Source organism: Streptococcus suis, from assembly GCF_002960445.1.
Taxonomy (GTDB): domain Bacteria; phylum Bacillota; class Bacilli; order Lactobacillales; family Streptococcaceae; genus Streptococcus; species Streptococcus hyiners.
This window is the reverse complement of sequence record NZ_POJD01000110.1, coordinates 129,328-155,133: the sequence shown is the minus strand read 5'-3', so window position 1 is coordinate 155,133 and position 25,806 is coordinate 129,328. Positions and strand designations below refer to the sequence as shown.

General features: G+C 43.9%; 24 protein-coding genes, 1 pseudogene and 1 riboswitch. Of the genes and pseudogenes, 11 read left to right on the top strand and 14 right to left on the bottom strand.

Features of this window, described 5'->3' with window-relative positions:
- Nucleotides 1-385 precede the first annotated feature (385 nt).
- Nucleotides 386-1,411, top strand: a complete 1,026-nt coding sequence (gene adhP, locus C1G53_RS03280) for an alcohol dehydrogenase AdhP (protein WP_105117678.1) — start codon at nucleotides 386-388, stop codon at nucleotides 1,409-1,411.
- Nucleotides 1,412-1,495: 84 nt separating this feature from the next.
- Here the strand turns inward: adhP and hisS are convergent, their stop codons facing one another.
- Nucleotides 1,496-2,776 (bottom strand): histidine--tRNA ligase, encoded by a 1,281-nt coding sequence (gene hisS / locus C1G53_RS03275; protein WP_105117677.1) that lies wholly within the window; start codon nucleotides 2,774-2,776, stop codon nucleotides 1,496-1,498.
- A 380-nt stretch (nucleotides 2,777-3,156) separates the two neighbouring features.
- A complete protein-coding gene (locus C1G53_RS03260; protein ID WP_105117674.1) occupies nucleotides 3,157-3,858 on the bottom strand; it encodes a hypothetical protein in 702 nt (233 codons plus the stop codon).
- Between the two features lie 277 nt (nucleotides 3,859-4,135).
- Here C1G53_RS03260 and rpmF point away from each other — a divergent pair, with 277 nt between their 5' ends.
- Together rpmF and rpmG are read left to right on the top strand one after the other, a co-directional pair.
- Nucleotides 4,136-4,318 (top strand): 50S ribosomal protein L32, encoded by a 183-nt coding sequence (gene rpmF / locus C1G53_RS03255; RefSeq protein WP_002937589.1) that lies wholly within the window; start codon nucleotides 4,136-4,138, stop codon nucleotides 4,316-4,318.
- Nucleotides 4,319-4,333: 15 nt separating this feature from the next.
- Entirely contained in the window at nucleotides 4,334-4,483 is a 150-nt protein-coding gene (gene rpmG, locus C1G53_RS03250; RefSeq protein ID WP_002262412.1) for a 50S ribosomal protein L33, read from the top strand.
- A gap of 93 nt (nucleotides 4,484-4,576) precedes the next feature.
- On the opposite strand, the gene C1G53_RS03245 is transcribed toward rpmG, so the two are convergent.
- Nucleotides 4,577-5,182, bottom strand: coding sequence for an NUDIX hydrolase (locus C1G53_RS03245; protein WP_105117673.1), 606 nt, complete (start codon nucleotides 5,180-5,182; stop codon nucleotides 4,577-4,579).
- A gap of 113 nt (nucleotides 5,183-5,295) precedes the next feature.
- Nucleotides 5,296-6,828 carry a helicase HerA-like domain-containing protein gene (locus C1G53_RS03240; RefSeq protein ID WP_105117672.1) on the bottom strand — a complete coding sequence of 511 codons (1,533 nt, stop codon included), beginning with the start codon at nucleotides 6,826-6,828 and terminating at the stop codon, nucleotides 5,296-5,298.
- Between the two features lie 275 nt (nucleotides 6,829-7,103).
- On the opposite strand from C1G53_RS03240, the gene C1G53_RS03235 reads away from it, so the two are divergent.
- The 7 genes from C1G53_RS03235 to C1G53_RS03205 all read left to right on the top strand — a co-directional run bounded on the left by C1G53_RS03235 (nucleotide 7,104) and on the right by C1G53_RS03205 (nucleotide 12,888).
- Nucleotides 7,104-7,910 carry a formate/nitrite transporter family protein gene (locus C1G53_RS03235; protein WP_105114368.1) on the top strand — a complete coding sequence of 269 codons (807 nt, stop codon included), beginning with the start codon at nucleotides 7,104-7,106 and terminating at the stop codon, nucleotides 7,908-7,910.
- A 181-nt stretch (nucleotides 7,911-8,091) separates the two neighbouring features.
- Nucleotides 8,092-8,418, top strand: coding sequence for a PadR family transcriptional regulator (locus C1G53_RS03230; RefSeq protein WP_105114367.1), 327 nt, complete (start codon nucleotides 8,092-8,094; stop codon nucleotides 8,416-8,418).
- Nucleotides 8,405-9,160: a DUF1700 domain-containing protein gene (locus C1G53_RS03225; protein ID WP_105117671.1), complete on the top strand. Its 756-nt coding sequence runs from the start codon at nucleotides 8,405-8,407 to the stop codon at nucleotides 9,158-9,160. The genes C1G53_RS03230 and C1G53_RS03225 overlap by 14 nt, the downstream gene beginning before the upstream one ends.
- Complete coding sequence (locus C1G53_RS03220) at nucleotides 9,157-10,215, top strand: DUF4097 family beta strand repeat-containing protein (protein ID WP_105117670.1); 1,059 nt, start codon at nucleotides 9,157-9,159, stop codon at nucleotides 10,213-10,215. Before C1G53_RS03225 ends, C1G53_RS03220 begins: the two co-directional genes overlap by 4 nt.
- Before the next feature lie 133 nt (nucleotides 10,216-10,348).
- Entirely contained in the window at nucleotides 10,349-11,332 is a 984-nt protein-coding gene (locus C1G53_RS03215) for an ABC transporter ATP-binding protein (protein WP_105117669.1), read from the top strand.
- A complete protein-coding gene (locus C1G53_RS03210; RefSeq protein ID WP_105117668.1) occupies nucleotides 11,325-12,104 on the top strand; it encodes an ABC transporter permease in 780 nt (259 codons plus the stop codon). Before C1G53_RS03215 ends, C1G53_RS03210 begins: the two co-directional genes overlap by 8 nt.
- A gap of 1 nt (nucleotide 12,105) precedes the next feature.
- Entirely contained in the window at nucleotides 12,106-12,888 is a 783-nt protein-coding gene (locus C1G53_RS03205) for an ABC transporter permease (protein WP_105117667.1), read from the top strand.
- A 46-nt stretch (nucleotides 12,889-12,934) separates the two neighbouring features.
- On the opposite strand, the gene C1G53_RS03200 is transcribed toward C1G53_RS03205, so the two are convergent.
- From C1G53_RS03200 to C1G53_RS03190, 3 genes are all read right to left on the bottom strand, one after another.
- Nucleotides 12,935-13,762 carry a Cof-type HAD-IIB family hydrolase gene (locus C1G53_RS03200; protein WP_105117666.1) on the bottom strand — a complete coding sequence of 276 codons (828 nt, stop codon included), beginning with the start codon at nucleotides 13,760-13,762 and terminating at the stop codon, nucleotides 12,935-12,937.
- Nucleotides 13,763-13,772: 10 nt separating this feature from the next.
- Complete coding sequence (locus C1G53_RS03195; RefSeq protein ID WP_105117665.1) at nucleotides 13,773-15,050, bottom strand: CapA family protein; 1,278 nt, start codon at nucleotides 15,048-15,050, stop codon at nucleotides 13,773-13,775.
- A 91-nt stretch (nucleotides 15,051-15,141) separates the two neighbouring features.
- Entirely contained in the window at nucleotides 15,142-16,077 is a 936-nt protein-coding gene (locus C1G53_RS03190) for a dihydroorotate oxidase (protein ID WP_105117664.1), read from the bottom strand.
- 314 nt (nucleotides 16,078-16,391) lie between these two features.
- Here C1G53_RS03190 and gdhA point away from each other — a divergent pair, with 314 nt between their 5' ends.
- A complete protein-coding gene (gene gdhA, locus C1G53_RS03185) occupies nucleotides 16,392-17,738 on the top strand; it encodes an NADP-specific glutamate dehydrogenase (protein ID WP_105117663.1) in 1,347 nt (448 codons plus the stop codon).
- Nucleotides 17,739-17,892: 154 nt separating this feature from the next.
- Here gdhA and C1G53_RS03180 read toward each other — a convergent pair whose 3' ends face one another.
- From C1G53_RS03180 to C1G53_RS03150, 7 genes and pseudogenes are all read right to left on the bottom strand, one after another.
- Nucleotides 17,893-18,477, bottom strand: a complete 585-nt coding sequence (locus C1G53_RS03180; RefSeq protein ID WP_105117662.1) for a DUF4352 domain-containing protein — start codon at nucleotides 18,475-18,477, stop codon at nucleotides 17,893-17,895.
- A gap of 10 nt (nucleotides 18,478-18,487) precedes the next feature.
- The gene (locus tag C1G53_RS03175) at nucleotides 18,488-19,330 is read right to left on the bottom strand and encodes a mechanosensitive ion channel family protein (RefSeq protein WP_105117661.1); all 843 of its coding nucleotides are present in this window, start codon (nucleotides 19,328-19,330) and stop codon (nucleotides 18,488-18,490) included.
- A 63-nt stretch (nucleotides 19,331-19,393) separates the two neighbouring features.
- Nucleotides 19,394-20,728 carry an alanine/glycine:cation symporter family protein gene (locus C1G53_RS03170; protein WP_105117660.1) on the bottom strand — a complete coding sequence of 445 codons (1,335 nt, stop codon included), beginning with the start codon at nucleotides 20,726-20,728 and terminating at the stop codon, nucleotides 19,394-19,396.
- A gap of 113 nt (nucleotides 20,729-20,841) precedes the next feature.
- Nucleotides 20,842-20,945, bottom strand: a riboswitch (glycine riboswitch).
- 107 nt (nucleotides 20,946-21,052) lie between these two features.
- A complete protein-coding gene (gene msrB / locus C1G53_RS03165; RefSeq protein ID WP_105117659.1) occupies nucleotides 21,053-21,991 on the bottom strand; it encodes a peptide-methionine (R)-S-oxide reductase MsrB in 939 nt (312 codons plus the stop codon).
- Nucleotides 21,992-22,042: 51 nt separating this feature from the next.
- On the bottom strand, nucleotides 22,043-22,357 hold the full coding sequence (trxA, locus tag C1G53_RS03160) for a thioredoxin (RefSeq protein WP_105117658.1): 315 nt from the start codon (nucleotides 22,355-22,357) through the stop codon (nucleotides 22,043-22,045).
- 376 nt (nucleotides 22,358-22,733) lie between these two features.
- Nucleotides 22,734-23,446 (bottom strand): annotated as a pseudogene (locus C1G53_RS03155) (GNAT family N-acetyltransferase).
- An 18-nt stretch (nucleotides 23,447-23,464) separates the two neighbouring features.
- Complete coding sequence (locus C1G53_RS03150; RefSeq protein ID WP_105117657.1) at nucleotides 23,465-25,798, bottom strand: endonuclease MutS2; 2,334 nt, start codon at nucleotides 25,796-25,798, stop codon at nucleotides 23,465-23,467.
- Nucleotides 25,799-25,806: the final 8 nt, after the last annotated feature.

Here is a 25,806-nt window from a genome sequence, read left to right as displayed (position 1 = left end):
AACTTTTTATTTTATTTGTAAAGAGAATTTGTTATTTTTTTCACATTTTTTCTGTTTTATTTTTGAAAACGCTTTCTTTTTTGTTTATCTGGAGTACATTTCAGAAAACTTTCTGAAATGTGTCTGTTAACAGCTTCAAAAATAAACCTAAGACATAAAAATCTAACAACTAATCCTCTTGGTTTCTATTTTAACAAGAAAACGTTTACAAGTAAATGGCTTTTTATGAAAAAATTTCAGTAATTGCCTGATTATTTTCAAAAGCAGATACACGCCCCTCTCTTCTGATTTACTTGCATTTTCTTGTTTTATGTGATATTATTAACAAGAAAATATCTATATTAACACATTCAAAAAATGTGCTACAATAAATAGGAGGTCTGCCATGAAAGCAGTTGTCGTTAATCCAGAATCTACTGGTGTTGTCGTTGTTGAAAAAGAACTTCGTCCACTTGAAACTGGCGAAGCTCTGGTTCAGATTGAATATTGTGGTGTCTGTCATACTGACCTACACGTTGCTCAAGGTGATTTTGGTAAGGTCCCTGGCCGTGTTCTTGGGCATGAAGGGATTGGTGTCGTTACTGAAATCGCCCCTGATGTGACCAGCTTGAAGGTCGGCGACCGTGTCAGCGTTGCTTGGTTCTTCCAAGGTTGTGGTACTTGCGAATACTGTACTACTGGCCGTGAAACCCTCTGCCGTACTGTAAAAAATGCAGGCTACTCTGTTGACGGTGGTATGGCTGAGCAATGTATCGTAACAGCTGATTACGCTGTAAAAGTTCCTGAAGCACTAGATCCTGCTCAAGCAAGTTCTATCACTTGTGCGGGCGTTACTTGTTATAAAGCTATTAAGGAAGCACACCTAGAACCAGGTCAATGGATTGTCATTTACGGTGCTGGTGGACTAGGCAACCTTGCAGTCCAATACGCTAAGAAAGTGTTCAATGCTCACGTTATTGCTGTAGATATCAATAATGACAAATTGGAATTAGCCAAGGAAGTCGGTGCAGATGTCATCATCAATGGTCTTGAAGTGGAAGACGTGCCTGGCTATATCAAGGAAATAACTGGTGGTGGTGCCCACTCAACTGTCGTAACGGCTGTTTCTAAGGTTGCCTTCAACCAGGCTATTGACAGCGTTCGTGCAGGTGGCTATGTCGTGGCTGTCGGACTTCCATCTGAATACATGGACCTCAGCATTGTCAAAACAGTACTAGATGGTATCAAGGTAGTCGGCTCTCTGGTTGGTACTCGTAAAGACCTAGAAGAAGCCTTCCACTTTGGTGCTATAGGCCTAGTTGTTCCGGTTGTTCAAAAACGCCCTGTAGAAGATGCAGAAGCCGTCTTTGATGAAATGGCTGCAGGTACTATCCAAGGCCGTATGGTACTTGACTTCTGCCACTGTCACTAATTTCTACTCTACTAAAGTTAGAAGCGACCCAATTGTCGCTTCTTTTTTGCTTTTAGAACCAGAAAAAAGTAGTAGCCCTCGCTACTACTTGTCTAATTTTTCTAAAATACTTGCGAAATCTGTTTTTAAGATTTCCAGGCTTGTTTCAACTTGACTTCTAGTCTGGTTATTTTTTACCACAACCTGTCCGCTTTCCAGCTCGCTTCCACCAAGTGTGATAATGGTCTTGGCTCCAAAGACATCTGCTGACTTAAACTGGGCCTTGAGCTTGCGGTCCAGATAGTCGCGCTCTGCTCGGAAACCTTGTTTGCGGATAGCTTGAACAAGCTCAAGCGCTCCGCCATTTGCCTCCTGACCTAAAACTGCGATGTAGACATCCAACTGGGTGTCGAGAGGAATCTCAATGCCTTGCTTTTCAAGGACTAGGATGAGGCGCTCAATCCCCATACCAAAGCCAAAAGCTGGCGTTTCTGGTCCGCCAAAGTAGGTCACCAATCCATCATAACGTCCACCGGCACAGATGGTCAGGTCATTGCCACCAACCTCTGTCATAAACTCAAAAATAGTGTGGTTGTAGTAGTCCAGACCGCGTACCATGTTGGTGTCAATGGTGTAAGCAATACCTAGGCTGTCCAACATAGACTTGACCGCTTCAAAGTGGGCTGTACTTTCTTCGTCCAGATAGTCCAGGATAGACGGTGCGTTTTCCACAGCGACCTTGTCTTCTTTTTCCTTGGAATCCAACACACGCAGGGGATTTTCTTCTAGACGGCGCTGGCTATCCTTAGATAGCTGGTCCTTGAGCGGTGTCAGGTAGTCAATCAAGGCCTGGCGATAAGCGGCACGGCTCTCAGGATTACCCAAACTATTGAGGTGGAGGCGGATACCTCTGATACCCAACTCTCCAAAGAAGTGATAAGCCATGGCAATGGTTTCCACATCTGTTGCTGGGTTGCTAGAGCCAAAGCACTCAACACCAATCTGGTGGAACTGGCGCAGACGACCAGCTTGTGGGCGCTCGTAACGGAACATTGGACCCATGTAGTAGAACTTAGCAGGCTTTTGCACTTCTGGGGCAAAGAGCTTGTTCTCTACATAGGAGCGAACAACCGGTGCCGTGCCTTCTGGACGAAGAGTGATATGGCGGTCCCCCTTGTCATAGAAATCGTACATCTCCTTGGTCACAATATCCGTGGTGTCGCCAACCGAACGACTGATGACCTCGTAATGCTCGAAGATCGGTGTGCGAATTTCTGCATAATTGTATTGCTTGAAAATGCTGCGGGTGAAGTTTTCCACATACTGCCACTTGGCAGAATCCTGTGGTAGTAAATCCTGGGTTCCTTTTGGTTTTTGTAATTTCATAGGTCTTCTCACTTCTCTATATCTTGCCCCTTATTTTATCATATTTTAATCTTTTTTGGAAATGGCAGAGCAGACAAAAAGGGAGTGGGAAAGAACTCGACCATTCATAGAAGAGTTCGTCAACAAGTCCTTATTTCTAATTGTTGAGCTGAAACAGTCTATCCCCAGACTGTTCCACTCCCACCCCCGTGTAGCCCCAACAGTCATAGTAGTGACTGTTGGAGGTTGGGAATAGGGCGAACAGAGTTCGCATCAGTCGTATAGGTCAGATTTGGAGTGTAAAACACGAACAAATCTGCCAATCAACCACTGCGCTGAGATGTTGACACTAACTTTGAGAAGCGGTGCTGGGCTTGAGCCCAGCCTCCTTGTTTTAAAAACTATTTCTTATCCACAATCTGGAAATTCAAGTCGCTCACTTCTATCTCAACCTCAAGTTTTTCTTCGGAGTTGAGATTGAGGAGGTTTTCTAAAGCCGTTTCTGCAAAAGCCGCGACTTTTTCCTGGCGTTCTGCATCATTCAAGACTTCCTCACTTGTCTTGTAAATGGCTTCTTGGGATTTTTCATTTAAAAATTCCTGTGCCTTTTGTCCAGAGGTGAAAGCATCCACTGCCTTATCGACAAGACCATTGCTATTATTGCTAATTTTGATTTGACCATGCTGCTGAGAATCAACTTCGACAAGGACAGGCTGCTTGAATGTCAAGGTGTTGTTTTGAATGTGAACATCTGACTGCTCAATTCCTTCCAAGACCAGTTTGAACTCTGTCTGGACAGGAATGTCTACAGACATTTCCCGCCCAACAAAGAGCTTGGTAATGGGCTCTGTCCAGTCTGGCCATTCTTCTAATTTATTGTTTTCAAAGGTCTGGTTGGCAGTGGTTGCTACCTCAGCTCCTGCCACAACTAGCTTGCTTTCCGCTTCAAACTTCTTGATGACAAATTCATACTGAACCTTGTGGGTCCCTTGGAACCAGGCAAAAATACTATTTCTAAGCCAAAAGATACCTAGACCTAAAACCAGCAATAAGACCAAAAGGCTAGCCAACTTTTTCGCGAAAAACTTCCCAACTGTTTTCATACAGTTCTCCTTCATATTTGAATTATCGGAACTTGTCCTACAACCATTATATATATATATGCTGTCAAGTATTTTTTGCATTTTTTTGATTATTTTAGCAAAGTTAGAGAATTTCTGCTCACAGGAAGTATTCGAGGCAAAAATTTTTAAAAAAATCTGTCAAGTAACTTTACTTTACAAAAAACTTTTGTTATACTGTTAAAGTTGACGAAAGTCATACGCACTATTTTAGATTGAAAAAGGGCTTGTACCTTATATTTAACGGAGGAAGAAAGAAATGGCAGTACCTGCACGTCGCACTTCAAAAGCGAAGAAAAACAAACGTCGTACTCACTATAAAGTAGCAGCTCCAACTGTGAAATTTGATGAAACTACTGGAGATTACTCACGTTCTCACCGTGTATCTTTGAAAGGATACTACAAAGGACGTAAAATCGCTAAAGCTGCTTCAGCTGAATAATAGAAGGGAGATACCATGCGCGTAAATATTACACTTGAACACAAAGAATCTGGTGAGCGTTTGTACCTTACTTCAAAAAACAAACGTAACACTCCAGACCGTCTTCAATTGAAAAAATACTCACCAAAATTGCGTAAGCACGTTATTTTTACTGAAGTAAAATAATTGAATTGAAAAAGCACTCGAAATCATTGATTTCAAGTGCTTTTTTTGCTTTTATCAAGCCTTCATGTCTACATTTTTAGATAAAAATCGACCTCATAGGCGCTCTTTCATAATCTCCACAAAGCGATGGGTAAATTGGGCTGTCATGCCCCAGATATTTTCTGGAAGACCTTCGTAAAAGGGTACAGACCGTTGATGGTGACTAAAGGGATAATCAACACCCCCTCGTAAGCGGTCAAAGGGAAAATCGCAATCTGGCAGGACTTTAGAGGTCAAATCATAGTATACCGGACTTGTTTGCAGTAGATAGTCTAACGGAACGGTGAACAAGCGGGCTACTTCTTCATTGGGTTGGAGGCTCTGCCAATCCAGATCCAAACGACCAACATAACAACGAATGGTTGACTGGGCAAAGACCAAGTAATCAATCTCTCCTAGTAATTCCACCTGTTCAGGCTTTATATTCAGCTCTTCTACTGCTTCACGGGCTGCTGCTTCCTTAGCACTTTCACCAACCTCAACCCTCCCCCCGGGAAAAGATACCTCTCCTGGCTGGGAAATTCCTTCACTACGGACTTGATAAAGGACCTGCCACTGATTGTCTGACCATACTAATGGCAACAAGACAGCGTACTCGCTTTTTTGTCCCAAAGGTTGGGGCTGATAATCCCTCAAGATCATTCTACTCTCATCAATCATCTCTCTATTCCTTACTAATTAGTGATGCACACCCACTATCTTAACCAATTTCTACCAATCCTACAAGTATCTTGACCAAAAAAACTGAGAAGTTGCCTTCCCAGTTCATCATCTTATTTTCCTTTTAGCATGCCCATAATGCCACGTGTCACCACGCGCCCAACTTCCCGTCCGACCTGACTCATCAGGTTCTTGGTAAAGCGATCCATCATGGAATCTGTTTTACGACTGGCTGGTTGGCTGGCTTTTTGAGTCGCCTTAGCCGCTTCTTTCTGGGCTTTCTCTTCCATTTTTGCGGCTGCCTTAGCTTCTTTTTCTGCCTGTTTTTCCGCCTCGGCCTGCTCTGCTTTTTTGATGAGTTCGGCTTCTTTTGCCTCTGTCATGGCTAAAATCTGCTCGTGGGCTGATTCACGGTTAACCGCGTCAGCATATTTTTCCATCAAAGGAGAATTATTGATAACTGACAAGAGGGCACTTGGCTCCACGGTTCCCAGCATACTCTTTGGAGGATAAATGGTCACCCGGTCCGCAAAGCTAGGTGTTCCGTCGGCTTGCAAGGTGGACACAACTGCTTCACCTACTTGCAACTCCTGAATGACCTTGGCCAAGTCCTCACCACCTTCTTGGCGGAAGGTTTCAGCAACTGTCGCAACTGTCTTGAGCTCTTTTGGTGTAAAGGCACGAAGACCATGTTGGATACGATTACCCAACTGGGCTGCGATGCTATCAGGAATATCCGTCGGATTCTGCGTTACAAAGAAAACCCCTACACCTTTTGAACGAATCAAACGGACAATTAGCTCAATCTTTTCAAGAAGAACTTTTGGTGCATCTTTGAAGAGAACATGGGCCTCATCAAAGAAGAAGACCATCTTAGGCTTGTCCAAATCGCCCACCTCAGGCAAGACTTCATAGAGTTCTGATAAGAGGCTGAGAAGAACCGTTGAATACAATGTCGGCTGATTAAATAGCTGAGTAGCTTGGAGAACGTTGATAACCCCACGGCCATCTTCTGCTGTACGCATCAAATCAGCAATATCAAGACTTGGCTCACCGAAGAAAATCTTTCCACCTTGTTGCTCCAAAACAACCAGACTACGCAAGATAGCACCAACCGAACGAGCTGGAATATTTCCATAATACTGGCTCAGCTCTGCCGCATTTTCAGCCACAAAATTGAGCATGGCCCGCAGGTCCATCAAATCAATCAAGAGAAGCCCACGCTCATCTGCTACACTAAATACGATATTCAGAATAGATTCTTGGGTGTCATTCAAGCCCAAAAGGCGCGTCAATAAGACAGGACCCAGCTCTGAAATGGTCATGCGGACAGGGGTCCCATTTTCACCCAAAACATCCCACAACTCCACAGGATAGCCCACTGGACTATAGTCAGGATAGTGGGTTTTCTCCAAACGACTTGGATCAATTTCCTTGGTATTCGCCGCAACCAAGCTATTCAAATCACCCTTGATGTCTGATAGAAAGACAGGAATACCCGCGTCACTCAACTGCTCCGCCAAGACTTTCAAGGTCACTGTCTTACCCGTACCCGTAGCACCTGCTATAATTCCATGACGATTGAGCCGCTTAAGCTTCATCTCCGCACGCTCACGACCATAACCAAAAGCAATAACATCTGACATATACTAGCCTCTTTTCCGATTTTTTCTAGCTTTATTGTAGCATAGTTTTTTGGAAAATAGCAGAGCAGACACCTTTCAACAGATGGAAAATCTTTTTTAGAGAGCAGCTGACACACTCTTTTCAAGAGAATGAAGTAGGTCGACCATGACTAGCAATAATTGATAACGGTTACTTGAGTTTTTTTGCCGAAAAACACTTACATTTTTAGCTTTTTTCTGTTATACTCTTTTATTGTGAGAACACTATCAAATATGATTATATAAAGGGGATTATTATGGCAGCACAACAAGATTCGCTGATTTATAATATCGACAAGAGTATCAAGAAAAAAGCCGACTTGATCGAAAGCAACTACTTTGCCTACGCCATCCGTGCCGCAATGGCCAGCGTTTATTTGGCAATCGGTTTGGCCATCTCAGCCTATGTGGCTGACAAACTCAACCACATCGTAGATGGTTTGGGCAAATTCGGTTACGGTCTTATGTTCGGCTGGTGCTTGGTCATGATTTTGTATATGAACGCCGAGCTCGGTACATCAAATATGATGTATATGACATCAGCTATTCACCGCAAGGTCATCCCTACTAAGACTGCATTGAAAATCTTGGCAACCTGTATTTTCTTCAACTTTGTCGGCGCGGTTATCGTCTGCTTCTTGCTCTCCTACACCCAGCCTTACCAAGTTGGGCATTTGGATGAGCATAGCTACCTAATCCAAGCTACCACTGCAAAATTGATGAAAACACCATTGACTCAATTTATCGAAGGGATCTTCGCTAACATCGTTGTAAACATCGCAGTCTTCATCTCTATGCGTATGAAGGATGATGCTGGACGTGTTATTTCCTTGATTTTCATCATCTTCATCTTTGCCTTCCTTGGCTTCGAGCACGTGATCGCTAACTTCTCTACCTTCTCACTTGCCTTCTTTGCAAATGGCGGAGCTGTAGAAGGTATGTCTGTGGCCAGTGTCCTTGTGAACTTCCTCTTCTCAGGTCTTGGAAACTACGTCGGTGGAGGACTTCTAATCGGTCTGCTCTATAGCTGGCTCAGCAACAAATCAAAACTTTACATCGACTAATCTGAATGAGTACGGTTGGACTTCCAGCCGTATTTTTTTTGGTAATTTTTGCACAAATATTCTTGACAAAATATTTGTTTAGGTGTATATTTGTTATATACCAAGATTCGATATATGACAAATAACAAATATATACCAAATCTAAACCTAATCACCCAACTATCAAGGAAAGGAGTGTCCTATGCATTTTCCAGTCCCCGCAGTGCTGACAGAATTTCTTATTATGGCTATTTTGGAATCCGATGATTCCTACGGATACGAAATCTGTCAGACCATCAAACTGATTGCCAATATCAAGGAGTCAGCCCTCTATCCTATCCTGAAAAAGCTAGAGCAAAATGACTTTTTGACCACCTACTCCCAAGAATACCAAGGCCGCATGCGCAAGTATTACAGCCTGACCCAGCTGGGCCATGAAGAACTGGTTCGGCTCAAAGATGATTGGGACACCTACACAGCAACCATCAACGGTATTATAGAAGGGAGCGTCCGCCATGACAAGAACTGAGTACATGGAGCAGTTGGAAAAACACCTGAAAAAACTACCCCACAAGGAATACTTTGAAGCCATTAACTTCTTTAATGAATACTTTGACGAGGCTGGTCCAGAACAGGAAGCAGACATTATCGAAGAACTAGGCTCACCAAAAGAAGCTGCTAGCGAACTGATTAACAATATTCTCAATAAGCAAATTCAAGAGGATAAAGAAAGAAAAGAACCGCTCCAGCTAACTTGGAAGCACTGGGCTGGACTGGGAGCCTTGAGTATGATGGGCTTATTTTCCTTCTTCCTGCTCTTTATCATGGGAGAATTTATCGGATTTATTCCATTGTTTGCGACCCTTATCCTTGGAGCCTTTTTCCTCGGCCGCTACTTCCGCAACTTTAGCCAGACCAAACGAACACTCTGGTTAGCTATCCTTGCAGTCATTTCCCTGCCCATCGCCATTCCTCTCCTGCTTATTCTACTAGCTAGCCTATTGGGTTTAACGGCACTTATCGTAGCCCTCATTATCGGTGCCTTTGCTTTAGGCGTGCTACTCCTGATTAGCGGTGCCTATCTGATCTGGGAAGGTTTCACCCTCCTGTCAGAAGGATTTAACATCTTCCTCATGGGCTTTGGCTCAGGACTTTCATTGATTGGTGGAGCTATTCTCATCTACATCTTGACTGGATTTTTTGCCTACTGGTCTTGGCGCTTGGTCAAGGCTTGCTTCAAATGGATCTTGAAACGAGGTAAACGAGCATGAAAAAGAAACTAACCCTGGCCCTTATTATCGGCTTTGTCAGTCTGATTGTTGGCTTAATTCTAGCTGGAATTGGATTTTTTACAGGAGGCATTACTGGTTTGGTAGATGTAGCTGCTCCCAAGAAAATTCACCAAACTTACACCGAACTGAATAGCATTAAAGTTGACTTTATCCCTCATAGCGTCTACATCAAAGAATCTAGTGATAGCAACTACCATGTGACCTATGCTAATTCTGACAACAATATGCAGAGCCCACTAAGTCTATCCGAAAAAGATGGGACATTAACACTTACCTCTCAAAGACGAGAGCTTAAAATCGAAGGAATTATGCAGTTTTTTGGGGAACTCTTAGCCCAACGAGGTATTGATGTCAACACCGTTACCATTGAAATTCCAAAAGGAAAGACCTTGAATAGTTTGGAAGGTCATAGCATAGATTTCTATTACGGTAGTATCTTCAGCATAGAGAATGTCCATATCAAAGAAATCAATCTAGAAGGTAATGTCGATCTCACCAATAGCCAGATCGACAGCGGCAAGCTATATAGCCGATCCTTTCATGTCACCAACTCTAGTCTGAAAAATCTTGACATTTCTGCAGATAATGGCGGTAGCCTCTCTGAAACCAATCTTGAAAATGTCAAGATTACGAATTACTACGAATTGAAGACTATCCAAATCAGTCTAAAAGGAAATAATAGCTTCACCCCTGCTAAGGTCGGTTCATCCACTCATACCATACTTGACTTGACAGAGCAAAGCCTACAAGACATCAATCTCAATATTAACACGCAGTTTGATCTAATGGCACTGGCTCAAGAACAGGGCTTCTACGCAGAAACGGAACAAGAACTAGAAGAAATGATGGGGGACATCACCTATCTCAAGGAAGCAATGGAGCGCATGGGAATTTACACCAGCGGAGTGTATGAGAAACTCCCTGTCAAAAAAGAAGACAGCAAGCACAGTCTGACCCTAGAAAACAAAAACAGTAAAAATAGCCTGACCATTGATGCTGTCAATGCAAGCATAAACCTGGAAAAGTCAGAATAACTCTAACAAATGCGAAGTAGCCTATAAGAATAGGCTACTTTTTGTTACCGTAAACAAGATTTTTTATCAGCAGTTGATGATGGATATGTTATAATAGTCTTACGCAAACGTTTTCTTAAAAGGAGATAATGAAATGATTCAGGCAGTGCATCTATCAAAAACCTATTCTATCGTTGATAAGGAAGTGGGACTCAAAGGCTCTATCAAGGCTTTTTTCAAGCCCAAGAAAAAGGCCATCCCTGCTGTTCAAGACATTTCCTTACAGGTGAGAAAAGGAGAAATTATCGGCTATATCGGCTCCAATGGTTCTGGTAAATCCACCACCATCAAAATGCTGACAGGTGTTCTCTATCCAGACCAAGGCTCCGTCCGCATCAATGGCCTTAATCCACAAGAAAACCGCAAGGCTGTCAATAAGCAAATCGGCGTTCTCTTTGGACAAAAATCTCACTTGGACTGGAACTTGCCTGTTCAAGAATCTTTTATCCTTCACGCAAAAATTTATGATGTCCCAGATAAGATTTTCAAAGAGAGATTGGCTGTCTTGATTGACCTATTGGACTTGGCAGACATCATGAAGCAACCGATTCGCAATCTGTCACTCGGCCAACGGGTTCGCTGTGAATTTGCGGCTATCTTTATCCACCAGCCTGCTGTTGTCTTTTTGGACGAACCAACCATTGGCTTGGATGCCAGCGTCAAGGAAACCATTCGCTCCTTCATCCGCTATATGAATCAAGAATACCAGACCACTTTTTTGATTACTTCCCATGATATGAAGGACATCGAAAGCCTCTGTGAGCGGATTTTTATCATTGATAAGGGCAAAAAAGTCTACGACGGTTCTTTGACCGTCCTCAAAGAACGCTTTTCCACAGTCAAGACCATTCTCTTCTCCACCGAAAAACCGATTGAAAAAGCCTTGCAAGTGGATGGCTGGGAGTTTGAGCAGTTGGATGACTTCCATTTTGAAATCCATTATCAAAGCAAGGTTTGGACTAGCGCCCAGGTGATTGAGCAAGTTTTCAATCACTTTACTGTTGAAGATGTTACCATGAAAGAATTGGAAATAGAAACCATGGTCCGTCAGATTTATGAGGAGGGTATCCATGCGTAAATATCTCTACATGACCCGCCTGACCATGATGAACGCCATGCAGTACAAGGCCTTCTTCCTGGCTACCTTCGTTTCACTGGCAGTGAAGATTTTGGTGGCTCTCTTTGTCTGGAAAACCATTTTCTTTACTCAATCAGAAGTAAATGGCTTTACCCTACAAACCTTTACCACCTACATTATCTTTGCTAATCTACTAGCCAGTTTAAATTCTTTCTCACTCGGAGAAGATTTGTCCCATAGCATTTTAAAAGGAAGCATTGCTGGAGAATTTCTCAGACCCTATTCCTTTATTCTAGCCCTCTTTTTCAAAGACCTTGGAAATAAGCTCTTGGAACTGATAAAATTTGCTATCGTATTTATCGGTATCTTACTTGTTCATCAGGATTTTTATCTACCTGACGGAAAAACTATTTTGCTCTTTCTAGTCAGCTCCATCCTCGGTATGTTTATCGTTCAATTACTGGATATGGCTTTTGGCTTCTTAGCATTTTTTACGGTCAATGCTTGGGGAGTGATGCTCCTGCGAATGGGGCTTTTCAATCTAGCCTCTGGGGCACTATTGCCACTCAGCTTCTATCCACAGGCTGTGGAAAACTTTTTGAAACTGCTTCCCTATAATTATGCGGTTAACGTTCCAGTTTCCATTTTATTGGGACAGGAAAGCGATCTAACTGCTTTGGGGTTGCAAGTTATATGGATACCCATTCTAGCCTGCTTCATCGCTGCTCTTTGGTCTCAGGCCAAGCGTCGTATTGTCATTTTTGGAGGTTAACATGAAGAAATATATCAGCCTCTATCTATATAACATCAAGGTCTACATGATGGCCCAGATGTCCTTTCGGGTGGACTTCTTCATCGGGCTTTTCTCCTCTTTGATTGAACAGATTGTCTACCTGATTTTCCTCAATATTCTCTTTGGAAATATCAAGGAAATCGCTGGTTTTAACTACGGTCAAATGCTTTTTATCTATGGAATAGCGACCGTCGGACGCTCCATTCACCTGATATTCTTTGACAATCTCTGGATGTTTGGCAGTCGCTACATCCGACAAGGCGAATTTGAACGCCTCCTCCTCATGCCTGTCAATCCTCTTTTTCAGCTCATCTGTGAACGAATTCAACCTCAAGGAATCGGAACCACCATTATCGGCTCTATCGCTCTTGTACAAGCTTCCAGTGAACTAGGCTTGGAATGGAGCTTTGGAAAGCTGATGTTACTAATCTTTGTGACCATTTGCATCGGCCTGCTCTATGCCGTTATTCAACTCGGTCCAACGGCCCTAGCCTTTTGGATTGTAGAGTCTTTCCCTCTGACCATGGGGATTTTCTCCCTCAATCAAATGGCTCAGTATCCCCTCAACATCTATCCAAAACTCATTCAAATCCTGCTGATTTTTGTTTTCCCTTATGCTTTTACAGCCTATTTCCCAGCCCTCTACTTTTTAGACTTGTCCATGTGGGGACTAGCTTTACCTCTGGTGGTAGTGGTCCTATTTTCTATCAATTATAAACTCTTCCGCTATGGTATGACCAAGTTCACCAGCGTAGGAAATTAAAAGAGCTAGCATTCTTCATCCAGAGAATGCTAGCTTTTTTATATACCTATAAAACAAGTTCCTCAAGCACCTGAAACACACCAGCTTCCAAATGGCTAGGTGCCAAGTATTTGGCAACTTGCTTGACCTTGTCTGTCGCATTTTCCATAGCATAGGAAGCACCAACATAGGCCAACAATTCGATATCATTATCCGAATCCCCAAAGGCCAGGACTTGATTTGGCGTGATTGCTAAATTCGTCAAAACCTGTTCCAAGCCCCATGCCTTATGAATACCCTGCGGTAGAATGTCAACGGAACCATAACCACTGGTTACAGCCACCAACTGACCGTGAAAAGCCTGATTAAACTCTTCCGTTATCTTATCTACCTGCGCTTCAGGAACCCAAAGACCAAGCCTATAAATAGGTTCAAAGGTTGGATAGGCACTGAGGTCATCTAGGTATTTTACCCGACTTTGAAAAGCTGCCATTTGTGCAGGGTCAATCGGTAAACCTGTACCTTCAAAAGGCATGCCTGCACCGGCCTGCATATAAATGTCCTTCTCCGTCGACAACATCAGGCAGACCTCTGCCCAACGGTCTTTGAAATAGTCTAAAACTGCTCTGATTTCTTCTTGCTGAATGCTTCGCCGAATGATGGTTTTGCCAGCTTGATAGACATGGGAACCATTATCTGCTACAAAAATCAAACGTTCTTCAAATCCTTTAAAGAGTTGAAGTAATCTACCTATTCCATTGCCACTAGCAATGACAAATGGAATAGCTCTCTCTTCTAGCTTATCCAAAATCCATGCAAAACGTTCTCTGTCAAAACTCCCTTGACCATCTAAGAAAGTCCCATCCATATCTGTTGCTACTAATCGAACTGTCATAGGTCACTCCTTACCAATTCAGATTTACAAAATCCTTCATTTCTTGATAGGCTAGATCCACACGCGCCTGGGTATCTGGGTCCAGCTGTCCATAATACTGTCCACCTGCTATCCAATCTTGCAGAATATAGGTCTGATAAGCAAATTGCTCATAGCCTTCTGACGAGTAAGTCCCCTTAGACCAGCGATTGACCCAGGTCGGATGGGCTTGAGCCGTTTGAATACTTGTTTGCCCATTCTCTTTCTGAATAGTAAGATCCATCAAGACACCTCTTTCTGTCCACTGTGCATTTGGGGTATCTTCCATACTCTCGATACGTTGATTGGATAGAAAATTCCCCATAGAATAGATAATCAATTTTCTCTGACCATCTTTCTCAAGAATTTCTGCCGGCTCGACTACATGGGGATGACCTCCCAAAACAATGTCTGCTCCCCAACCAATCATTTGATGGTAGATACTGGTCTGCTCCTCCGTTGGTTCCAACTGATATTCCACACCCGTCTGAGGCATGACAATAGTAATGTCCGCCTCTTTTTCTGCTCGTTCAATCTCAGCCTGCATCTTTTCAAGATTAAAATCTGATAGGTAGCCATCGTATTCTTCCTGACTAAGCAAGACTTCCAAGCCGTTGAAGCCATAGGCATAGGCCAAAACAGCTATACGGATACCATTGACCTCTCGGATATAGAGCGGCGCAGCTGACCGATTTCCTTCTGCATAGACACCGACTGTATCCACGCCAGCTTCTCTAAAGGTATTGACTGTGGAAACCAGACCAGACAGATGAGAGTCCAAGATATGATTGTGGGCCAAATCGACCAAATCATAGCCTGCATCACGGATGTTACTAGCCACGATACTGGGAGCATTGAAGAGCGGATAACCCGCCAGATCCATATCTGGAGAAATAGTCCCCTCAAAATCTGCTATGGCAAAATCAGCCTGCTCAATCCAAGGCTTAACATAGGTAAAGTTCTCAGAAAAATCATAGCTCCCATCTACTTGCTCCGCCCCACGAAGAATAGGCAAATGATAGAGCAAATCACCGTGGGCCATAATACGAGCGGTCCTTCCCTCATTCTCTCCCTGACCTGTTTGACTAGTCTGACTAGCTTCGTCTTGTTGCTGACTTACCGAATTATCCTGCCCCATTAGCAATATCCGCTCCAAAACTAGAATAATACCTAACAGCAATATAGCTAGATAAGCAATTCCTACCACTTGCTTCCGTTTTCTTAGAGCTCTTCTATTCTCTAAACGGCTATAGGTTATAAGATTTGGCATCTTCTCACCTCCTCTTCTTACCCTTATTATACGCCTTTCGCCCTCAAAAATCTATAGAAAAAGCGGGATTAGCCTCCCACTCCCCTTCTTATTAGTCCATATAGCGCAACTTCCCACGAAAATCTTCGATCTTCTCATAGCCCTTCTCTGCCATGATAGCCTGCAATTCCTCTGTGATACGCTCAAAGGCAGCTAGCCCTTCCTTTTGAAGAGTTGTACCGATTTGGACCATGCTGGCGCCACAAAGGATATGTTCGAAGGCATCACGTCCCGTCAAAACGCCACCTGTTCCAATAATCTGAATTTCCGGTTTTAAACGCTGATAAAAGGCATGGACATTGGCCAAGGCAGTCGGTTTGATATATTCACCCCCGATGCCACCAAAACCATTTTTAGGCTTGATGACCACCTGCTCATCTTCAATGTACAAGCCATTCCCAATAGAGTTGACACAATTGACAAACTTGAGTGGGAATTTATTGAAGATAGCTGCAGCCTGATCAAAGTGAACAATATCAAAGTAAGGTGGCAACTTGATACCCAGAGGCTTGGTGAAATAGCTAAATACCTCATGCAAGATGGTTTCTGTCGTTTCGAAATCATAGGCAATCTGCGGCTTACCTGGTACATTTGGACAGGATAAATTTAGCTCAATTAAGCCATTAAAGTCACTGGCTTCCACCCTTCTCAAAATCTCATGCGTTTCATCAGGCGACATGCCTACCAAGGACAAAACAAAGGTTCTATTTGGTTCAGTTTCCTGTAATTCTAGTAGATAATCCAAATAGTAAGCCAAGCCCTGATTTGGCAAGCCCATTGAGTTAATAGAACCAAGTGGCACATTCTGATAACGCGGTTCGGGATTGCCAGCTCGGTAGTCCAAGGTTGCTGTTTTGGTCACAAAGGTCCCCGCCACAGAATCCTTGACCGCAGCCAACTCTTCCTTGGTCATACACCAAACCCCTGCCGCATTCATCAAGCAGTTGTCAAACGAAAATCCGCCTAGTCTTGTTGCTATTGAAACCATAAACTACTCCTCAACTTTTATTTTTCTCATTATAGCATGTAAAACAAACAAGCTTAAAACAAGAACTGTTAACGTTCGTCTTTTAAGCAAAAAAAATTAAAAAAATTTGCATTTACTTCTTTACATTTAAAAATCATAGTGCTATAATAATTGTCAGATAAATTAAATTGTCAGATAATTTAATCTAGACTTTCAGTTTGCTTTTAGTACTAGGCAACGAGCTGCAGACAGTACCGGAGTACGGCAAAGCGAGTTAACGAAATAATAAAAGAAAAACTGGATGACTATAAATAAAAAAGAAATCAGGTGACCCAATGTCAAACGCAAAAGCTTATATTGCCCAATCATTTGAAGCTGTTAAAGCTCGCAACCCACATGAAACAGAATTCCTCCAAGCGGTAGAAGAACTCTTCTCTACACTTGAGCCTGTTTTTGAAGCACACCCAGAATACATCGAAGAAAACATCTTAGCCCGTATCGTTGAACCAGAGCGTGTGATCAGCTTCCGTGTTCCATGGACTGACAAGGACGGTAAAGTGCAGGTGAACCGTGGCTACCGTGTACAATACAACTCAGCAGTAGGTCCTTACAAGGGCGGTCTTCGCTTCCACCCAACTGTTAACCAATCTATCTTGAAGTTCCTCGGTTTTGAGCAAATCTTCAAAAACGTTTTAACTGGTCTCCCAATCGGCGGTGGTAAAGGTGGTTCAGACTTCGATCCTAAAGGCAAGACTGATGCTGAAATCATGCGTTTCTGCCAAAGCTTTATGACAGAATTGCAAAAACACATTGGTCCTTCTCTTGACGTTCCTGCCGGTGACATCGGTGTTGGTGGTCGCGAGATTGGTTATATGTACGGTCAATACAAGCGCCTTCGCCAGTTTGATGCAGGTGTTTTGACTGGTAAACCTCTTGGTTTCGGCGGTTCTCTCATCCGCCCAGAAGCAACTGGTTACGGCTTGGTTTACTTTACTGACAATATGTTAGCTGCAAACGGTAAATCCTTCAAAGACCAAACTGTTCTTATCTCAGGTTCTGGTAACGTAGCTCAATTTGCAGTACAAAAAGCTACTGAACTTGGAGCAAAAGTTATCTCTGTGTCTGATTCAAATGGTTACATCATTGATGAAACAGGTATCGACTTTGACCTTCTTTGCGATATCAAAAACAACCGCCGTGCTCGTTTGACAGAATATGCCTCTGAAAAAGCAACTGCTCAATACTTCGAAGGTTCTGTATGGAACTACGATGGAAAAGCTGATATTGCCCTTCCATGTGCAACTCAAAACGAAATCAACGGTGAGCAAGCTGCTGCCCTAGTGAAAAACGGTGTTTACTGTGTGGCAGAGGGGGCCAACATGCCATCTGACCTTGACGCTATCAAAGTCTACAAAGAAAACGGCGTTCTATACGGTCTTGCAAAAGCTGCCAATGCTGGTGGTGTAGCTGTGTCTGCTCTTGAAATGAGCCAAAACAGCCTTCGCTTGTCATGGACACGTGAGGAAGTTGACGGTCGCCTTAAAGACATCATGGCCAACATCTTCAACACAGCCAAAGAAACAGCTGAAAAATACAACCTTGGTACTGACTACCTTGCAGGTGCCAATATCGCAGCCTTTGAACAAATCGCTGATGCGATGATCGCACAAGGTTTGGTATAAGCAAAATTTTAGCTGACCCTACTATAATGAAAATGACTCCCAAATTGACGTGCCAATTTGGGAGTTTTTTTGAAATGTTATCGATAAGGAAAGGGAACAACTTGAACTTTAATCTATGAAAACCACAAAAGAGGCTGATGCCCCCTTTGTCAATTTATATACCCTCACCAACTAATTCAGTCCACACTGCATCTTCGTAAGTAAAGGCAAAATTAGTTTCCTTGTCTACCCCATAAATGAGCTTCACAGCCATACTTGCACCAGCTTGGACTTTCTCCGCAATATCAACATCATAAGTCCGCATGTCTAAATGATAAGGGATATGGGTGGAAGGATCTAACAGACTAAAATAATACTCATCAAAATACAAATCTTCCTCCGAAGTGTTTTCCAATTCAATCTCTACTACATAGGCTGTAGTATATCTCGTATCTACAAGATCTACTTCCCTATCCTTACCCATCGAAGTCACGGTAATCTGTAAACCATCCGGAAAACTTACCTTTTCTCCTACTTGGTGTTCTGTGTAGGTCACAGTATCATCGAAGTAACTGTCAGAACCCCAAGAATCACTTATATCTGACAAGCTTAGGCTGGTCATCAGAAACAAACAGGTGATCCCCAAGACAAAAGACAAGACCATACCAACGATACTGGTCCAAAATAATGGTTGCTTGAAGAATGGCTTTTTCTTATAATACATCTGCCCATTTTCAACGACAAAATCCTTAACTTCCATCTGAAACTCCTTATTTGGTTAGACTGGTGGTTGGCAAGTCAATGCCTGCTTGCCGTAGTGCTTCCTGATAAAAACCAAGGAACTGGTGATAAATACTACTTTGCTGCCCGTGGGCTACAAAGAGATTGACACGGTAAACAAACTGGCCGTTGGTCGTATTTTGTGGTCCAAGAACTGTCACTCCTGTAATCTGATCAAAGTTGCTGACTTCTCTACGGTTGACTTCCTCAATAACCTGACCAACTCGCTCCAAGTCGGTATTGAATTTGAGCGGAATATCCACCTGAGCCCGCATATCGCCACGGGATTGATTGGACACGACCAAGATGTTGCGATTGGGAATAAAATGCAGGGTCCCATCCGCATCCCTTACCTGGGTGGTCCGAATGCCCATGCTCACAATAGTACCTGAGATAGTAATTGGTCCATTGGTCAGCTTGACCACATCCCCCACGTCAAACTGTCGCTCTATCAGGATAAAGAAGCCATTGACTAGGTCTGACAAAAAACCTTGCGCCCCCAGGCCAACAGCTACCCCCGCAATCCCCGCACCTGCAAGCAGACTTGAAACAGGCAAACCAAGGATACTTAAAATACAGTAGATAAGGATAAAGTAGAGCAAATAATTCAGGATACTCTCCACTAGACGGCTGATGGTTTTCTGGCGACCAATGTCCTGAGTGGATACTTTCAGAGATGGCACTAAGACTTTTTTTACAGATGCCTTAGCAAGTTTTTTTATGATATAAAAGGCAAGAAAGAGGAGTACCAACGAAAGGGTTTTATTGACAAAGGCTGTCAAGAGAGCATCCACATTAAACTGAGAAACATATTTCTGGATAAATTCATTCATACGTTCATTATAGCAGAAAAACCTATAAAAACCTAAAAGACAGCCAAATGACTGTCTTTCATTTTATTTCTTCTTGGCAAAATACTGGCGTGTTTCCTTGATGATGACAGGAGATAGAGCCAGCAAGGCAATCAAGTTTGGTAGAGCCATGAGCCCATTCACAATATCTGCGATGGTCCAAATCAAATCCAGCTTGAGAAAACCACCCAAGGCAACCATAGCTACAAAGACCAGACGGTAAGGCAAGATAGAGTTGGTGCCAAAGAGGAACTCGATACAACGCTCCCCATAGTAAGACCAACCAAGAATGGTCGTATAGGCAAAGAGAACCAGACTGATGGTTAGAGCCAAGGCCCCTGGCTGTCCAAAAACTGTTGCAAAAGCTGCCTGAGTGAGCGGAGCCCCTGCCAAACCTTCAACAGACCACTGACCAGTCACCAAAATGGTCAAACCTGTCAAGGTACAGATGATAAGCGTATCAATAAAGGTGCCTGTCATGGAAATCAAGCCCTGCTCCACTGGATTATCAGACTTGGCAGCCGCAGCCGCAATTGGAGCTGAGCCCAGACCAGATTCATTTGAAAACACCCCACGCGCAATCCCACGCTGAATGGCCTGTTGCACGATCGCACCTGTAAAACCACCCACAGCTGCAGCTGGAGTAAAGGCAGATTTGAACACTAAGGCAAGGGTTGGCAAGAGTTGTTCCCAATGCAGGGCCAAAACAGCCACACTTGCTAAGATATACAAAATCGCCATGAAAGGAACAATTTTTGTCGAAATATCCGAAATCTTCTCAATTCCCCCAAAGATAAAGAAGGCGATGGAAATGGCTGTCACAATGCTGACCAACTGGGGAGCCAGACCAAAGCTAGCAGACATAGATGAGGCAATGGAATTAACCTGAGAAAAAGTTCCCATCCCCAAGAGAGCCACTAGAACTCCCGAAATGGCAAAGAAAACTGCCAAGGGCTTCCACTTTTGTCCCATCCCCAAGGTGATATAGTGCATAGGACCGCCTGCCGCTTGACCGTTGGCATCCTTAGTTCTATATTTGATAGCTAAAAAACCTTCCGCATACTTGGTTGCCATCCCGAAGAAGGCCGCCACCCACATCCAGAAAAGGGCACCAGGTCCACCTGTCGTAATGGCAGTCGCCACCCCAACGATATTTCCCGTACCAACCGTTGCCGCAAGGGCCGTACACAGAGCCGCAAAACTGGACACATCTCCCTGACCAGACTGGTCACTGGAGAAAATCAAACGAAAGGCGGTCGGTAACTTGCTGACCTGAAACACTCCCAAACGAAGGGTAAAATAAACACCCGTTCCGACCAATAGTAACAAGAGGGGCGGACCCCAAACAAAATCATTAATGTGCTGCATCAATTCTAACATAGCTTCCTCCTAAGCATAATTCTTAATCCGATAAAGCTGCCGGAAAAAACAAAAGAGGCTGAATTCATCAACCTCCAGAATCAACGCGAAAAACAAAGGAAAATCCCCTGTCTTCAATGCGCTCTGTCCTTTTACCTGAGAGTTTCAGCAGTTCTACTTTTCCAAGTAGAACCACCTTGCCCCTTCGGTGCCTGATGGTCTCTCCAGAGTTCCGTCCTTTGGACAGTCAGTCGCCTTTCTGCCCACTATCAACCGGTTATTCAGTTTTATCTTGCTCTATTCTAGACTATTTTTCAGGAAAAATCAAGAATATTTTTTGAAAAATTATTGTAGCAACTCCAAAAACAAACCATATCCTGCTTCTTCCATTTCCTCTCTCGGTATGAAACGAAGGGCTGCGGAGTTGATACAGTAACGTAATCCACCCTTGTCACGCGGTCCGTCATCAAAGACATGACCCAGATGAGCATGCCCGGCCCGACTGCGGACTTCGATGCGGTTCATGCCGTGGGAAAGATCTTGGAAATAAGTCGCAACTTCCTTGCTGATTGGTTTGGTAAAGGAGGGCCAGCCGCAGCCTGAGTCGAATTTGTCCGTCGAGAGAAAGAGGGGCTCACCAGTCGTAATATCGACGTAGATACCAGCCTGGTCGCTATTCCAAAACTCATTTTCGAAGGGTCTTTCCGTCGCAGCTTCTTGAGTGACTTGATACTGGAGGTCAGTCAAGCTGTCTTTTAAGACTTGCTGGTCTGGCTTTTGGTAGTCTGCAACATCAATCAGAGGGATTTTTGCCTGCCCAAGATCAATATGGCAGTAACCTTGGGGATTTTTCTTCAAATAATCCTGATGGTAGTCTTCGGCGGGGATGTAATGCGCGAGTGGCTCCACCTCAACGGCTAGTGGGCGTCCGCCAAAGAGCTGGGACTGCTCCGTCATGACCTGCTCGATGGTCGGCAAATCAGCCTCATCTGTGTAATAGATACCAGTCCGATACTGGCGCCCCTTGTCAGGCCCCTGCTGATTGACAGAGAAGGGATCAATGACGCGGAAATAGTAGAGGAGAATTTCCCGCAAATGGATACGAGTCTCATCATAGGCTAGATAGAGCGTTTCTGCGTGGTCTGTTTGTTTGAGGAGTTGATAATTGGTCGTCTCCACCTGTCCATTGGCATAGCCAACACTGGTGTCAAAAATACCATCGATCTGGGAAAAGTAGCCTTCCATCCCCCAGAAACAACCGCCTGCTAGGTAAATTTCTTTCATGTGAGATTCCTTTCGATGCAGAAAAAGGTTGAGTTTCCTCAACCTCCATAATTAACCAATCTCTGCCAAGATTGCTTTGATTTGGTCTTTGGTGTGAACACCAGCAACTTGTTTCACAACTTGTCCATCTTTTTTGAACAAAAGGGTTGGGATCGACATGATACCGAATTGACGGGCTGTGTTTGGATTCTCATCAACATCCATCTTGTAGATGCGTAATTCATCTTCATCCACTTCGCCTGCTAATTGTTCCAAGATTGGTGCTTGCATGCGGCATGGACCACACCAAGGTGCCCAAAAATCTACAAGGACTACGCCTTCTTGTGTTTCAACTTCAAAGTTTGTATCTGTAATAACTTGAACCATAATTTTCTCCATTTCTGATTTTGGTACTATCATTCTACACCAAATGAAGAGAGAATGCGAATTTTTGCTACGGAAGAGAAATGAGATAGTCATGCTTAAACAATTGTGATTTGAAAGCATGTTGGTCATTCTAAACTAGACCACAGGGAGCAAGCGTGAAATAGAAAATGGTTCTTCCTGTCAAATCCAGTTGTAGCAAGGGGACAAGGTGACGGAGTAGGTGCTACGGATCGAGAAATTGAATAGACATACTTTAGAAATCTTAATTTGAAAAGCAGATTGATTAAGTCAAACTAGACCGTAAGGATACCAGAAGGGACTAATAATCCCCTTGACTTGCCAGGTTCATTGCCAAAAGAAAAAAAGTTGAAAAACTTCAACTTTTTTCCGTCAAATCCACCACATAGGTCAATTCTTGATAGACATCTTCGATGTCAAACAATTCTAAATCTGCTTGGTCTGTCACGACATAGACACCTTCGCGGAGATAGTAGGGTGCTGGCTGACCTGTTTCATCTGTAAAGGCCAATTTAGCATTGGGAAGATCGACACCAAAACGGACATAAGGTGTGTCTTTAGGTGTACCGATGACAAGATAATCTGAACAGACTAACTGTCCTCCCCATTTTCTATACAAATGATTGGCTACATCTCCCTCTCTGGTAAAGATGGCTAATTTCTCGACAGCCTGTTCACGCAATTCCTGCTCTGCTTTTTCAAAAAGCGCCTGGGCAATACCCTGCCCTTGAAAGTCAGGATGAACAGCAAGGTTAGTAAAATAAGCTGTTCGCTTACTCGGTGCGTAAATATAAGACTGGCTGCACTCTTCCGTGTAAATATCGATGTCGATTAGACCAACTTAATAGCAGAAACTTGCTACGCAAGTCCCATCTCCAACCTCAAACGGTTCCCCAAACCGTTTGAGCCATCTACTTCCGCCACCCATTCCACACGGTAGTCATAAACGTCTGTCATTAGTTCGGGCTTCTCCGTTTCCCTATCATCAAAGAATGGGGAAAAGAGATAGCTGAGCGCCTTGCAATAAACCCATCCTTTTTCATCACTGGTTTGATAGTTTCTGATAATCATAATGTTACTCATACCTCCTTACTTAAAGGTCACAATGGTACAGCCAGAGCCACCTGCATTTTGTGGGGCATAGCCGAACTCCTTGACCTGTTTGTTGCGACGGAGGTACTTGGTCACCCCTTCTCGGATAACCCCTGTACCAATACCGTGGACAATGTCTACTTGTGTCAGGTTGTTGAGCAGAGCTTGGTCGATAAATTCATCCAGCTCCATCATAGCCTCTTCGTAGCGTTTGCCACGGAGATCTAAGCGGGCTTTTGGTCCGCGTACATGGGCACGTTTGACCGTGTGAACCTGACGCTTCTTAGGCTGCTCTGCCTTTTCCGCCTTGACTAAGTCAAACTCCTCCTTGGTCAAGGTCATCTTAATCAAGCCCACCTGTGCTTCCCAACGGCCGTCCTTTAGTTGATTGGTCAAGGTACCACGTTGTCCATAGGCTGTGACGATAATATCATCACCCACCTTGGCAGCACGCTGGATTTTGGCTTTTTTCAGCACCTTGTTTTTAGACAAATCCACCACTTCAGGCGCCAATTTTTTCAGCTCGGCCTTGGCTTCGATAATCTGGTGGGGCTTGAGGCTGGCTGCTGCATGGAGATTTTTGAGAATGTCCTCACTTTCTGCCAATGCCATATCTACAATTTCCTTGGCTTCCAAGCGTGCCTTGTTAAGCTCATTTTCCCGCTCCCGATTGAGCTCATCATAGAGCTTGCGGAGGGCTCGGTTCATCTTGAAGTTTTCTTGTTCCACCTCACGAATCTTATCTAGGCGACGGCGACTTTCAACCGTCTGACTTTCCAATTTCTCGATAATCCGGTTGACATCGCTATCTGTATCAGTCCAAGACTGGGCTGACTGGATGATGATATCCGATAAACCTAAACGCCGGGCAATTTCAAAGGCATTGGAGCGACCAGGAACACCCTGCATAAACTTATAGGTCGGACGCAAGCTATTGGTGTCAAATTCCATGCTGGCATTTTCAATACCAGAGGTTTCTATCCCGTAGGCCTTAAGCTCCGGATAGTGGGTAGTTGCCATGGTCTTGATCCCCCGCAGGCGAAGGTCTTCCAGAATAGCCATGGCCAGCGACGCACCCTCTTGGGGATCTGTACCCGCCCCCAACTCGTCAAAGAGAATGAGGGAATCCTGATCCGCCTCCGCCAAAATCGCTACCGTATGGGTCATGTGACTGGAGAAGGTCGATAAACTCTGCTCGATGGACTGTTCATCCCCAATATCCGCAAAAATTTCCTTGAAAACAGCTACCCGACTACCCTTATCAGCCAAGATTGGTAAGCCAGACTGGGCCATAAGATGGGTCAAACCCAAGGTCTTGAGCATGATAGTCTTACCACCCGTGTTGGGACCTGTAATAACAATAGCCGTCAACTGACTACCAAAATAAAGGTCGTTGGGTACAGGCTGAGCAATCAGAGGATGGCGGACATTGAGCAGGGCAATATCCTGCTTATCAGAAAGCCTAGGAACCACCGCCTTGTACTCACGCGCAAAAAGATGTTTGCCACGAATAAAATCCAAATGACCAATGACCCAAGCATTATTACGAATAATACCACTATGTGGTCGCAACATATCCGACAGTTCCTGCAAGATCCGACTGATTTCATGCCGTTCTTCTGCACGCAAGTGGCTAATGTCTTCATTTAAACTCACTACAGCCCGTGGTTCAATATAAACGGTCGAGCCAGAAGCGGAAATATCGTGGACAACCCCTGCAATCTTATTCCGATAGGTATTTTTTACAGGAAGAACATTGCGACCGTTCCTGCTAGCCAAGATAGTATCTGACAACATATCGCTCTTGTTCTTCAAAATATCCTGCATGACCTGACGGACCTGATCCTCTGCTTCACGGATTTTCCGGCGGATACGGGCCAGTTTTTCAGAAGCAAAATCCTCTACAAAACCAGCATCATTGATGGACTGGAGCGATCCTTGTAGATGGGGAAAGAGCTCAATTTTCTCAAAGAGCTTGTCCAGCTGACTAAGGCTGACATTTTCAAGATTGCCATAGAAATCCAAGAGGGACTTAGATACTTCCAAGACTTTCTTAACTGCCAATAGCTCACTGATATTCAGGTCTGTATCCAATTCCAAACGGCGCATAGCTGGATTGATGTCATTGGTCGCTGAGAGGCTAAAGTAAGGACTTTCGACAAAGATTTGTCCCATATCAGTCAACTCATCAAAGGCCTGCTGGATACGGTGGGCTTCCACCATAGGCTCCAACTGCCTTAATTCTTCCAAACCCTGCTCCGTCAAGAGATAGGGCTCGATTTTTCCTATAACCTTGTGAAATTCAAGGCTTTCAATAATTTTACTATTCATATTTTCCT